The organism is Paracoccus sp. MKU1, assembly GCF_001447385.1.
GTDB lineage: Bacteria > Pseudomonadota > Alphaproteobacteria > Rhodobacterales > Rhodobacteraceae > Paracoccus.
In genome coordinates, this window is record NZ_LLWQ01000019.1 from 1 (window position 1) to 13,776 (window position 13,776).

The 13,776-nt window shown below is 57.5% G+C and carries 6 protein-coding genes and 1 pseudogene; all 7 read right to left on the reverse strand.

The window, feature by feature from the left end:
- Positions 1–190, reverse strand: a 190-nt coding sequence (locus AQY21_RS01810; RefSeq protein ID WP_152988057.1) for a transposase, incomplete at its 3' end; no start/stop codon positions are given.
- A 250-nt stretch (positions 191–440) separates the two neighbouring features.
- Positions 441–6,302, reverse strand: a complete 5,862-nt coding sequence (locus AQY21_RS01815; protein ID WP_058096173.1) for a DEAD/DEAH box helicase — start codon at positions 6,300–6,302, stop codon at positions 441–443.
- Positions 6,303–6,304: 2 nt separating this feature from the next.
- On the reverse strand, positions 6,305–8,326 hold the full coding sequence (locus AQY21_RS01820; RefSeq protein ID WP_203416328.1) for a hypothetical protein: 2,022 nt from the start codon (positions 8,324–8,326) through the stop codon (positions 6,305–6,307).
- On the reverse strand, positions 8,327–10,774 hold the full coding sequence (locus AQY21_RS27435) for a hypothetical protein (protein WP_203416330.1): 2,448 nt from the start codon (positions 10,772–10,774) through the stop codon (positions 8,327–8,329). It lies immediately after the preceding gene.
- A gap of 52 nt (positions 10,775–10,826) precedes the next feature.
- A complete protein-coding gene (locus AQY21_RS01825) occupies positions 10,827–12,638 on the reverse strand; it encodes a DNA cytosine methyltransferase (RefSeq protein ID WP_058096175.1) in 1,812 nt (603 codons plus the stop codon).
- Positions 12,639–13,021: 383 nt separating this feature from the next.
- On the reverse strand, positions 13,022–13,537 hold the full coding sequence (locus AQY21_RS01830; protein WP_152988059.1) for a hypothetical protein: 516 nt from the start codon (positions 13,535–13,537) through the stop codon (positions 13,022–13,024).
- Positions 13,538–13,664: 127 nt separating this feature from the next.
- Positions 13,665–13,776, reverse strand: a pseudogene (locus tag AQY21_RS28345) (IS5/IS1182 family transposase); the annotation flags it as partial.

The following is a 13,776-nucleotide window of genomic DNA, read 5'->3' on the forward strand; positions in this document are numbered from 1 at the left end:
AGTCCTTCCGCCAGCGCGTCAGCAACGCGCGAGAGATATCGTGACGCCGCGCCGTCAGCGCCACGCTGCGCGGGCGCGACAGGCTTTCCTCGACGATACGGATCTTCTCGGCAGCCGACCAGCGACGCCGCCGACCACTATCGGTCACCGAGAGAACCTCGACTTGGGAACTGAAGCTATGGGTGTCCATAGCTTCAGCCTCCTACATCCATCCCACCTTCAGCGTCAGACGGTCCTCACCGGGAGCTTACTTTCCAAAACGCCCACGCAGCTCGGAGTATCCGTTCCGATGGGCGGAGAGCCGCCTGACGGCACTGCAGCACAGCCCATGCGGCGAACCTAGATTAGCAGACACCGGTGGCATTACACCTGACCAGAAACTGAAGATGGCTGCCTGAAGTCTACTCTTGCGCCCCGTTAAAACGGGGAGGTTTACCGGCTCACTTCACAGAAAAGCGGGCGCGTTGCAGTACATGAAGCGGGCGACGTGCCAGCTCGAAGCTGTCGATGGCGACGTAACTTCGATCTAGCCCCATCATCTTGAATAGCCGTTCAGTATTCCACAACGGATGGACCACGACCCCCCAGCGGCTGTGGCGGTCGTCTAGCGAGAATATCTGGATGTCCAATCTGCTCTCGATGCTCAAGACCTTATTTCCGGGAATGAAGGTCTTGGTCTGTAGAGCGAGGTCGTGCGATACTGCGGTCCAGTCAGACAGCTCGAAGTGCGCATATCCGCCATCGAACCCGCATTCGTATCCTGGATCAGATAGAGCTCTCAGGTAGCTCAAGCCGAGCCTCCAATCCAGCAGACCGTGGAGGCTCCTATTATTGTATCTTTGTAGGCATCGATAGCACGAAGAGCCACATCGGTTTCTGTGTGTGTCATCGGAGACCTCATTGCGCGGCCACGCCTTAGCATCATCCAAAATGCTTCTTATGAGGCTGGAGACAGGAATGGTGCTGTCGCCGAGGAGGTGACGGCAGAAACCGGAACCATTGGGGAGAGCATCCGAGATCTGCAGATACGGCAGTCGTTCACCCGACGATGACACCATGATGTTGGGGGCGAGCACATCGAACTCCTCAGGGGCAATGTCGAGATCCAGCGCTGCCCGTTGCACCAGTATTTCGGTAGCGGATATGGCTGCTGCGCGAACGCTGGTTCGCGAGGGATCTCGCCGCCCCATGGAAAGGCCTACATCCATGTCGAGCAGGCGAAGGTTCGGGTTCAGCTGGATAGGGCTGATCTGCAGTGAGTTCGTGATCTTGGTCGAGGCTAGCCACGCGCTCACTACGTCGTCCTCCGCCTTGTAGCGGCCATTCTGGTCTTCGGCGAGAACCTGCGAACTGATCGCCTGTCCGGCAAGTTTCACCAGCGGCTTGGTCTTTGTCCACCACCCAATCCTCTGAGCATCTTGGTCGATGGCTTCCCGGATATCGAAGCCAGTGAAGTCCTCGTCATCCTTGAATCCGGGATTGACCAGGAAGATCTCGGACTGCTCCGCGAAATTCACTCGCAGGTTCTCGTCGGTTTTCTGCTTGTCGACCTTGCCAAGGCTCGCCAACGAAATCCGCTGCCCCACCTTCGACGCAAGGTTTTCGTCGGTGGGCCTGAACTCCGTCCTATATCCGGAGGGCGTTATGCACCGAATTCCTGGATCCGAGTTGTCTGCTCCGCAGGCGGGACACGTCAAAGTTTCGTCTCCTCCCCGGCTCCATGCTCCGCATCCGCCACAGAACCTCAGACGAAAGTCGTCCTTGTACCATGGACTGAATGGCCGCATCGGAACACCGAAGTCCGTCATGAATTCGTCGGGATCCGGAAGAATGCCTGTGAAGCCGATGCAACGATGCCGAAGCTTCTCCCGGGTCCGGACGCTGCCGGGCGCGAAATCGAAGATCGCCATGTCCTGATCGCGGTCGATGGTATCCCATTCCGCCTCGAAGCTTCCCTTTGCCTTCTGCAGCTCCACGTAGAGGTTTCGCGTGCGCGTGGGCATGCCGTAAAGCGGAACCAGACCGCGCTCCGCCAAGGCGGCGGCAATGCCAATGGGCTGGAGACCGAATTCGTCCTGCAGTCCGTCGATGGCTGCGAGAACTTTGTCCGCGGTGACAATCGTGGTAATCTCAATGACCTCGCACCCCGAAACGTCCGCAAGGATCTTCGCGAGACGAAGCCGGCGATGATCCGTCTGAGCCAGCGCGGCCGCGAGCTTTTTGCGCCAGTGCTTCTCCGGATTGAAATACTCATTGCAGTAGAGGAATTCACCGTGGATGTCGCCAGGGACGACGTTGTCACCGGCCCAGTCCTGATCGGCCTCCTTGCGCAATATGCGGAAGGCTTCCACGAGCCAGAACTTCCTCAGGAGGCGGGATGGAATGTCGATGAGGCCCGTGGTGATGAATGGCGGCGGTGGTGCGGCTCCCGTTATCTCAAGCGGATTGTGGAAGTAGTGGATGTCGTGGCTCTTGCTCCGGCAAACGGTCAGCACGGTGGAGAAGGCCTGGCCTCGACGACCCGCGCGACCGACGCGCTGCTGGTAGTTGAAGCGCTGGGGCGGCATGTTGCCTTGATAGACCGCCTGCAAGGAGCCGATGTCGACGCCGACCTCCATTGTCGTCGTTACGGAAATCAGATCAACCGAGTCGAAGAGCTTGCGCCACTCAAAGTTCGTGTCTGTTTCGCCGTCGGCCTTGACGAACACACCCTTGAATTGCTGCAGGCGCTCTGCCGGATCTTTCGTCTGCCCGGTAAGCTCCTCGCACTTCAATCTGAAGAGCGGCTCGTCGCTTCCGACGGCGCGCATCACCCTCCGGCCAAGGAAATTGCCTTGGGCGATCACGGAAGCGGTCAGGTCCTCCGGGTGGGTCAGCGTTTCTCCGCACCGGGTGCATTTGCCGAACCCTTCGTGGAGGTGCACACGGCCACACCGTTCGCACCGCCATGCCTTCGCTGACGGCTCCGCGGCCCGAAAGTAGAGCATGCTTATGTCGATCGAGCCGTCGCCGCGAACTTGCTTGAGCGTGGTCTTGAGCTTGTGCAGAAAATCCTCGCATCCCTTTTCTGGTTGCTGAACGATTTTCGTCATAAGCCGCTTCAGACGGTTGTCGCCGAGACCGAGCATATCGAAGGCGGTCTTCCAAGCGGTCTTCGTCTCCTCCTGGAATCGGTTGGGCGTGATGCGGTACGCGTCCGCGAAGATGCGGAGCATGGCGTCGTCGCGCGACTTCTCGGGAGTGTACTCTTCTGGGCCGTAGAAGCTTGGCCAGCCCAGTCCGGTCTCCTCCAATGCGAAATAGGTTTTGCTGAATAGGAGATCCGTCGCATCCGGCGGCTGCTCGTCCTGGACTTTTTCTCGCGCCCTTCGGATGAGTTTCAACTCCTCCTCAGGAACCTCGTTCTTCCAGGCGATCTGGTCGCCATCCTGCCTTTCGAAGAACTCGTACCAAGGCTTGTTGCGAACTCGGGTATGTATTGTGTCGGCACCCTCGACTGGAGTTGAGCCGAGCTTCATCAATTCAGCTAGGATCGGTCTGGCCGCATAACCGGCCTTGTCTCGTTCAAACTCGAAAAGATCCTTCAACGGTACGCTCGGCGGTTGCCCGGCTCCGGCTTTCCGCTTCTGTAGCGCTTTCATCCGGAGCATGAGGTGATCCGTGTCTTGGTCGTCGGCCATTAAGTCAACGATCTCGGTTTTCAGACGCTGTAGCTCGGCATCGTCATCCGCAGTGAAGGCGCGATCTGCGGCAATGCGGGTCGCGGCACTTATCAAGATCTCGCGGCGAAGATCCCGCTGGTGCTGAACCTCGACCTCGAGGGCCAAATTGGCGGCATCTTCACGGCTATCGGAAAACGCGACGAGCTTGCCGTCGCCACCCTGGGACTTCAGCGCTGCGACCAGTTCGGTCGCGAGAAGCTGGGAGGTCTTACCGAAGCCGGTCCTGAAGCTTCGGATGGGCGAAATGCGGCCTTCGCGTTTCTTCGAGTTCGGTTGTCTATATCGCCCGGAGTAGTCGGTGCCGCACTTCGCGCAGCAGTATGGGACGGCGGTGCCGTCATCGTCCATCGCTCGCTGATGGAATGCGTCGTTCCCTTTCCACCTCAGGAGATAACCGGAAACGTCACCGTCTTCTTCTCTACCGCTGACGACCCCTGTCTGCGGATTTAGATATCCGCGTGCCCACTCGTACGGACTTCGCTCGACGCGGATTTCTCTTTCTGGCGTTCCCTGGCTTGGCCAGAACAGTGCAAACTCGCGGAAGCTGGCTTCCTCGAACCGGAGAGATGATGCGCTCTCTGGAAGCTTCTCGAGTTCCTGGGGCGCTGGCAGTAGCGACACCCGGCTGGATGTGCCCGGCTCTGTCTCGCCTCTCTTCCCGCCGAGGTAGAGGTCGCCGCAGGCTTCACAGTAGAGCATTTCGAAGAGACGCTTCCGGCCAAGCTCCTTAACCTCATCGTAATCCTGGCCGCGCTCAATGCTCGGCCGCCCCCAGACAACCGCTCCATTCCTGTCACGACCAACCGAGGCGAACAGCCCTTCGATGTTCCGCACGAAACTATGCATGCGGAAGCCTGGAAGGCTGGCGATCTCCGAGCGTGACGGCCGGAGTTCATCCGGAAGGACCGACTTGGGCAGATCTGGAATCGCACGTAGGGCGAGTAGCCCGCGCACGGCATCCCAATCCTCAGCGCCGAAGAGATTCTTGCCGATGTCGCCCACCGAACTCGGACGTTTCGCGCCAGGACAGTCCGCATCCTGCATTGCGAAGTCTAGCATTGCTGCCGCCGTCGCAGTAGCTTCCAACATCAATGCCGCTGAGGCTGCGCCGGATGAACCCGGCAGGCTCTGCGCAGAGGCCACGAATTTCTCGAGGAGCTGTGCCGGCTGCTTCCTGTAATCGAGATCCTTCAGCGCTCGGGAGAGTTCGACCAAGCTGCTGCGGGATGGTGTGCGAACCGGCCGCGGAACTGCGATAGCCTTGCCCGTGACGACACTATCCTTCCAGACCTTATCGGGATTCTCTGCGCCGGCTGTTCCGGCCGCGCCGAACATGTTCCTCAGATACTCAATACTAGCAGCGGCGTTTTCCTCGTCCATTGGCAGCGAAGCAGAGGACGAGAGTATCCGGAGCTTGTGTGCGTGTGCTCCGTCCGCCAGACACAGGCGTTCGAGAAGTACCTTGAGAAGGCCCGCCATTTCTGCACCTGCGGATCCCCGCACCAGATGGAGTTCATCGAGCACGAGGTAGAATCTGGCGTCGTTGTTTTCCACCAGCCAGTTCCGCGTCTGCGTCAGTATGGAGTCTTCGACTTCGCGGACGAGCATCGCGTTCAAGATCGATTGGTTGGTGACCAAGATATCGGGCGGCGTGGCCTGCATGTCCCACCGCGAGATCAGTTCGCTTCCATCCGTGGTTGGGAAGATGTAACGCAGATCGTTTTCCCCCTCCGCGTCCAGTCGCCTTTGGATGGACTGATAGCGCTGCAGTTCCTGTTTTAGCTCCCTCCGGGCGCGTCTGTTGCGGCCTTTCCAAGACCTGTCACGGCTCTTGCGCGGATGCGAAAGAAACCCGGTGACCGGTGACTTTCCGGTGTAGCGTCCGAAGAACAGGCGATTGCCCTTGAAATGCTTCGCCATCACTTCCTGCGCATCGGGCGAGTCGAGGGCCTTGCGCAACCGGACCATCTGGTCTTCGACCAAAGCATTTAACGGATAGAGGATCAGCGCGCGGATCGCTTTCGGCCTCTCCGGATGTTCATTCCGCCGGTGAAGCTGGAACTCCTTGCCCTTTTCGAGCCAATCGTCATCGACCGGCTTTAGAGGTGCGGGCCAAGTGGTCGCTTCCTTCGCGAGTTGGGCGAGGATCGGCAGCATGAAGGATTCCGTCTTGCCGGAACCCGTACCGGAGGTGACGATGCCGGGTTTCCCATCCGACACTCCCTTTGACAGCATCTGCATCTGATGAAGGTAGGGCTCGTATTCGCCCTTTATGTCTGCGCTTTCCTTGTCGCGCTCGAACAGCCCCGAGAGTGCAAGTTCGATGAACGCCTCTCTTTGCGGCCTGGTGAAACCGGGAAGCTTTTTCCCCGGATCATCGATCAGGGCCTCCAAGCCGTGGCCCGCCGTCTCGTAGCGCGGGACCGCCTCGAATATTGGATCAAGGGCAAGCTGCCCCGGTTGGGACAGCAGTTCCCTCCGCATCGCAGACACTCTGGAATCATCGATACGGTAAGCTGTATCGAGATAGGCTAGGAACTGCTCGATCATTCTGCTGAATCCGCCGATCGGATCGAACATGTTTACCCCTCAATGTTCTTGAAATAGGTATTGAATGCATGCTGCTGCCCTTCGCCAGGAAGGGACAAGCGCCGTTCTTCTTGACGGACGAGTGCTGCTGCTACCTCGCCCATATCAATGCCCGCCGGCGTGCGGGATAGGGTCTTGGCCGCGCGGATAAGCGCCGCCCTCTCAAGGCTGTCCGACTTCGAGAGAAGGTCTATTGCCTCCGCAAGCTTTTTCTTATCGACTTCGAGCTCGGCTCCCCACGCACCAGCGAACAGGTTGCGGGCGGGGCGCGCAGACGCGGGAACTAAGATGGGGACGAAGTATTCTAAAACTGAGTCCGGCACCGAAACACGCGTACCGTCTACCCCTGCACTGGCGATAATGGCGAGGTTACGCGGCAGCTTTCCGAGCCGCCTGGACTCGATGAACTGGGGTACCCAGTATTCGCACGGCCCGTTGGTTATGCCGCAGAGAGCGACAGGAACGATCAGCCCGGGATGGGTTCGGGCTTTGGCTATGGCTGCAGCCAGACCGGAGGTTTCGTCCCGTAGGAGATCCTGCCACGATATGCGGGAGGGATCGCAAAATGCGATCACGCTGTTTTCGCCACCGATCGCTACGGATATATCCGCAGCAACACCCGAAGCCTTATTGCCGATCAGAACAGGAAGATCTTCGGTTGATCTCAATATGATGGTGGCGACGTCCGCTACCGGCATCGCAACCGCGGATGAGAGGCTCCCAATAATGCTCCTTCGGACTTCCTCGGTGGCGATGACAAGTTGACCCGAAGCGTCCTCCTGCTGCTTTCTTTCGGGAAGCAGATCTGTTTTGGTGGCGTACACGGTTGAAATAGGGGTTTGGGATATCAAGTCGCGCAGCCGGGTCACTTCCTCGCTCAGTTGCTGAGTCTCCCTACTCGCCTCTCCGACTACATCTTTTGCGGCCTCAGCTATCCTCGTACGGATACTTTCGTCGTGCTTTTCTGCCTCGCTTCTGAGTAGACCTTCGCGATGCGCTACGAGCGCAAGTCTGGTCTCCGCGTCGGCAAGATCTGCACGTATATCTGAGAGCCGGGCTCTTTCCGATTGCATTTCCTCCTCAAGTCGTGACTGCAGGGATGCTCGCAGGCGATCTCTTTCTGATTGTTCAAACTCTCTGAGCCTCTCTTGAAAATCTGGTTCGCGAGCCATCATCTGAGGCAAGAGTTCAACAATCGTCTTACGTTTGCTGAGTAGTCCGATCACTGCGGAAAGGTCCGCCATCTCCTCGGTGTTGATTGTATTGGCTATGTATTGCCTGAGAAGGTCGATAAAGCGCTCATTCGAGCTGGATTGAACAATCGAAGATGTCGCACGCGCTAACCAATACTCCGCCGCCTGAAGCATCTCGTGCTCCGGCCGGAGATCGACCTCCTTTTCAGGCGCCCATCTCGGTTGGGTGACGTAGATTACGAGGCCAGAAGAGAGCCTTATGGTTTCCGGACGATTCTTGAGCGTCACCACTGGTACAGAACGCATGATCGTGCTGGGCGACAGGCCGTAGCCCGAAGGCCTGCGGTCAAACTGTGTCAGCCATAACCCCGAGCGTACCTCAATGGCATCCACGCCCTTCTCCGACGGAATGGACAATACTCCTTTCCGGAGGCGTGCAACAAGTTCTTCGTGGGAGATGTCGCGTGGGCTGTATGCGACTGGCAGCCTTGCCGCAGTTGCGAAAGAAACCGCCGCAAAACTGCCGGAGCTGCCAAAATCGAAGTTTATAGGCAAATTGAACAGTGAACTCGCATGATGGGTAGCAGTCAGAGGAGATACTGACGGAATCGGAGACTCTTCTCTTTTAATTAAAAGCCTATGCTCCTTCTTCTCTCCGGTCACAAGCCAGAATGAATCTACGCCGCCGAGAACTATCTTGGGATCTTTTGTCTCACGGGTTCTGCCACCGTGCGCATCGCCATCCCTTACTTCGCAAATGATCGCGACATCGGGACCGAGAACCTTCGTGACTCTAACTACTGTTTTTCCCGCGCTCGCCATTCATAAACGCTTTCCGTATACGCTGGATTTATTCGAACGGACTTTACGCAAGCGACCGTCGTAGATTGTCCGACCACTGTTGGAGGCCGACCAGACGAACCTGTCAATCCATCCGATGTCAGCCCTCCTTTCCATAGCGATAGGCACTATTTTGGAGAGGGCCTGAGCCCCTACATGCCCGAGCGGGTATTCGTAGCGCCAATGGCTGCCATCATTGCGTGGCCCCGCATTGCAGAGTGCCCTGTCAGATATCCATCTCGCCCAACTCGCGGGCAAGACGACCCTTGCTAGCCGGGGAGACAGGAATTGTCCGTCGTAGTCAAAGAGCTGATTCCCTTGCCGCAGATGATGGGACAGCAGTGCGACGGAAGGAGAAAAGTAGTTTTGGTCAGCGCTGCCACGAACAACAGATCTATACAGGAAGGGATTGTTGGAGCCGGGCCTCTCAAGCCGATACAGACCTTCAGTCATCCCCTCACTGAATCGTACGGCGAAGAAGCCTCGATCTTCATCGAATCTACCGATCACGGAGTATCCGTGAACACCGTCGCAATTCGCCACGTCGGCCACGGCCTGGAGGAGCGACGGGAGTACGCCCAAAGCGGCCTTGAGAACGAACTCCTTTCGGGCACTCTCATCGGGACACCGCACGACGTATCTAGGCAGTGTCCACGGAGAAGTTCCACGCCACTTCTCCACAACACATCCTACGGCATAGGCGGATGCAGAGATGCGATCGATGACAGCAAGAGGGGTCGGCCCATTTATTCTGACAAGCTCCGAGCTGACCAAGGAGGCCGACAGGGGTCGCTGCAGTATTCGGCGAACAGGGAAATGACGGAGCAATGTTGTTTCCAGCCAGCCAGCGTCGGCAAACGAACGGAGGATGTCCCACACGGAGGGGCGCTCTTCAATGTAGCCTATGGCCTTCCGCACAAGCTCAACAGCCTCGGAAAACGATAGACCACGTGCTGTACGCGCGTAAAGCGCCTCGCCGAGCGTCACTAATTCATCGCGGGGATCGAAGCGTTCGCCTTGCCATATTTCGGTCTCCACTGACAGGGATGGCGCGCTTCCGTAATGGAATTCGTCCTCCGGAATCTCCCGCGACGGATCGAACGCAAGCCGACGGGTCTCGCCAACTTCATTGGCCCTAGGGACCATTAAAACTTCATGTGACGCACCCCGACTACGGGCGACAGCGGGGCCAGAATATATGCCCGGGGAAAGAGCCAATACGCCTTCGGATTGGATAAGATCTATCGGTCGCCCGCTTATTTCCACGTTGACCGATAGCGGGAGCGTACTCGATATCACAGGAGTGAGAGGTGTTCGTCCCAAGTAGGCGCCTCCAACCCTTATGCCGCCGAGCCAGCCGAACTCCCTTTTTCCGGATGCGGCAGCTTGTCTAGCTTCCTGTCCTCGGAATGCGGCGACAACCCATCTCGAATTGAGCGCAACGGAGAACCGGATCTTACTGGGCGTACATTCCGCAAGCTTGGAACTATACATGAGCAAGATTTGTGATGCGGTGGAGGCCTGTGCGCGGTACCTTCCGAAGCCAAGACTTTCTAGGAAGACAGTCCCACCCCTGATCATTTTAGCCACAGACTTCGGAACAAACTTTACCGCTTCATCAGGCGATGAGATCGGTACACGGTCACCAACCGGTGAGACACGGAAGAGCTCATATTCGCCGAAGTCGCTCTCAACGACTTCCAGGTCTTCGAGCGCCACCTGTTCTGCGATCACCGAATACCAAGCATGCCAGAACGGCGTCCTCGCATACTCGCGGCCACCGTTTTTCCGCGCGCAGTCGAACTGCTCGAAATTGTATTCGAACGACTGCATTGTGTTGCCCAGAAGGTGCCGGGACGTATAAATCCTGTTGGAAACCTCAAGTGGTTCGAGAAGCCGCTCAGGAGGAAGAATTTGCCGCAACTTTCGCAAAGCAGCCCGATCACGCCATGTCGGAAATGCAATTTGGAGTGTGCGACCGATCTGACGGATGTTTGCGTGAATAGCCGGAAGGACTAGTTTGATATCGTGCTCACGCGCGAGGAAATCTCTGAGGTGCTCCCACATGAGGTTAAGACCGCTCATGTTTGCACCGGTGAAACGAGTGCCGATCTGCTTCTCGAGAAGCTCCCTGAAATCCCGATCGCCCCTTTTCCGGGTTTTCGTCGTTTGCATCCAGCAGAGGAAGATCAGAATTCTAACATAGTCGGGCGGCTTACCCTGAAGCGGGCGGATGTCGCCGGAAAACCGCGCCTTTAGTATGGATACATGCGGCAGGGATGCGAGTAGTCGTTTGTGAGCAAGCGCAACATCTGTAACGGAAAACATCTCAAGGAGATCCTCGTCGGCGACGTAGACACCAGCGATCGGCCCGGAATTTCCGGGCGCGAGGAAGTATCTCTCGATACATTGCTCCTCGAAAGTCGCCACCTTCTCCCCCCTTGTTGCCAGCCAACAATCTATCATCTATTATCTGGCTTAATCAGTCGCTTAATAGGCTATCTCCAGAGGTGAACTGCTCGCCAGATATCGATTGACGATGGAGGACGAGGTGCGGCCCCTGGGTGCGCTGGCCCTCAGCAAAGTCGGAATCTTCAAAGGTCAACCGGGCGACATCCGGTAAGCCGATGGCCTGCCCGAACCTTATGACGCCATCGAGTTCTATGATCTCCATTTGGGGGAGGTACTCCACCTGCTTTTCGCGCAACCGATCATGGAGAAGTTTCAGGCGCGCGCGGAGGTAACGAACCGAAACCTGCATTTCCAGTGGATAGCCGCTCGAGCCGATGATCGCCAAGAGTTGTACGATCGCCCGGTCGATGGCATCAACGTCATCCTCACGGACAAGCGCCAGTGCAATTGCACCGCTTGGCAATTCCAGCCGTCGCTGATCCTCGTAGACTTTGATAATGTCCTTATTGACGAAGTGGTCTCGGGTCACGCGCCATTCGTCGCGCCTGCGATATCGAAGCGGCGTGTCCTCCAGACGATAGCCGTTTGCTGCCACTGCATCAGCTGGGATTGGCTCGCCCCAACCGGCCGGCCAATAGGTGCCGCCGCCGTATCCGTCGCGAGATCTGACTGAATCGTTCTTCCTCTTCATGTATCTTTTCACCATGCTCGGTAGTTTTCGGCCGCTATCTAGAACAGGTGAGGTGATCCTGGCAGGGAGGCCTGCTTCGCTATCCTGAAGGTGCTGGACAAGACGCATCATGAAATATGGAGGAACGGCGTTGCCAACCTGGCGGTACTGGGCCTCGCGTGGGCCGAGGAACTCATAGGAGTCTCGGAATCCCTGCAACCGCGCGCCCTCGCGGACTGTCAGGGCGCGGTTGTGGATCGGGTGGGTGAAACACCCCGAAGTGACATTGTTGAATCCCGCTGAGATCGTATAAGAGGGCGAAGCCTCATGAAGGCGGCCATACAGAGTTGCGTAATCCGTCAGGCGCACGCGCCGGAAACGATCCGGGAGAAGCTCCGGCGGAATGTCCTTCCAGCAGCCCCCCTGCGGGACATTCGCGACTCGTCGCCTGTTGATCTCGGAAAGGTTGTTCGCGTGATGGTTCGGTGCGAAGCCAGAACTGTCCCGCACGAAGGCTTGAAAGGGCGTAGGGGCACCGGAAATTGAAAGTCTGGCTACGGCATTTTTGTCTACTTCCTCTGTGAGGTCGGCGATCGCTTCCCGCACCGTCACATATTCCTGCAGGTTCTCCGTGGCGACCGGAGCGTGAGTGTGAAGGGGAAAAGTGGCCGGCCTCGCTTCAACTGTAGCGATTAGGATAAAACGATTTCGGAGCTGCGGCAGCCCGTAGTCAGCCATATTCACCACATCGGCGAAGACGTTATAGTCACGTTCCTCGAACAGCTTAAATAGCTCCTTCACGATGAGGAGGTTGCGACCGTAGACAACGCCCGGAACATTCTCCATTATGACACGGCGTGGCTTTCGTCCGGCTGCAATGAAGCCATCCAGCAACCTGATGAAATGGACGAACAGGGCGTTGCGCGGATCTTCAAGGTGGAAAACGCCCATCGTGCTCACAGCCTGACAGGTCGGTCCCGCGAAGAACCAGTCGATCTTTTCGATACCAGCTCGCTCAACGACATCGGTTGCAGTAACGAGGGAAACGTCGCAACAATCCACCACAGCTTCCGGATGAGCTTTTCTGAAGGTGCGCGCGGCGTTCGCATCGATATCGAGCGCCCATTTAATCTCAAGACCGGGGATAGCGGCTGCGGCTCCAGCCGACATTCCGCCACATCCAGAGTAGAGATCGATTGCCGTGCAACTCATGGTTCCCCCATTTTCCCCGTCGCCATCGAGGCTTCTCAAGGAGCCCCGAGGCAGGCAAAACTTACATCCAGCCCACCCCAGATCATAAGACAAGCAATTGGTGCAGGTCGAGAGCAGAAGCTCCCGTTGAACTGGCCGTAGCGTCGCATGGGCTGAGGTAAGGCTCTTGAAGCTGGGCATGATCGGCACGAAGCAGTCCTAATCTGGTTGACGCGCAGCGCGAACGGGGCCCGGTGGCGTCGCTAACCACCCTAGCTGCCAGCATTCCGCAGCAGCATCTTCCGAGCGGCGGCTTTGGGGAACGCGGCAGCGCAGCACCGCGGGTGGCTGACCGGCAGCTCAGGGCCGGTAGACCCGCTCTTTCTTCACCCAGCCAAACGCGTTCACAATTCGTCTCCGCTACTACCAAAACCCGGGTGGAAAAGGCGCTTGTAGAGACGCTCGGCGTAGCTGTCCGTCATCCCAGCGACGTAGTCACATACACGACGCTCTGTGGAGCTTTCCGGACACCCATCTTGCCAAGATGACTGAGGAATGAGACTTTCTGGATCTGAGAGCAAAGTATCAAACAGACGCGCCACGATCATTTGACCGCGACGCTCAAGCTGCTGCACCTTCGCCTTCCGGATCACGAGCTCGTAGGCCAGCCCCTTAAAGGCTTCCAACAGCCTTGCATGAGGCTCCGGAAGAGCTGCGTTGAACATTAAAAGCGGGTGGTCGTATGAACTGTGCTTTGTAAGCGTCACGTTGGTGATAAACAGATTCACAAGCTCAGCAATCATCTGCTTTCTGCGGAAACTGTCAGAAAGCAGGCCTTCGCAGACCAACTTGGCATCAAATCCAGGCAGGCAACTGCCGTCAATTTTTTTGAACGCTTTGGTTATGGAACGTCTGATCAACGCGTTCGGCTGCGCCGAGATGGCGGCTTGATCGCTTTGGTAGCCATGGCACGGGTCGTTGGCGGTCCATTTCGTGGTTTCTCGGCTACCGCGTCGGCGGTTTGGCAGATTGCAGACGGACTCGTCCTCACGCCAGCAGTCTCCTTCGGACCAGGAACAGGTTGCCGAGCGCGAACAGCGTGAAGAGCTGGGCGCGGTTCTTGGCGAGCCCCCGGTAGCGGGTCTTTACATAGCCGAAC

Coding starts and splice junctions, on each gene's coding strand:
- AQY21_RS01815 (WP_058096173.1), bottom strand. CDS start 6,302: ATGTTCGATCCGATCGGCGGATTCAGCAGAATGATCGAGCAGTTCCTA.
- AQY21_RS01820 (WP_203416328.1), bottom strand. CDS start 8,326: ATGGCGAGCGCGGGAAAAACAGTAGTTAGAGTCACGAAGGTTCTCGGT.
- AQY21_RS01825 (WP_058096175.1), bottom strand. CDS start 12,638: ATGAGTTGCACGGCAATCGATCTCTACTCTGGATGTGGCGGAATGTCG.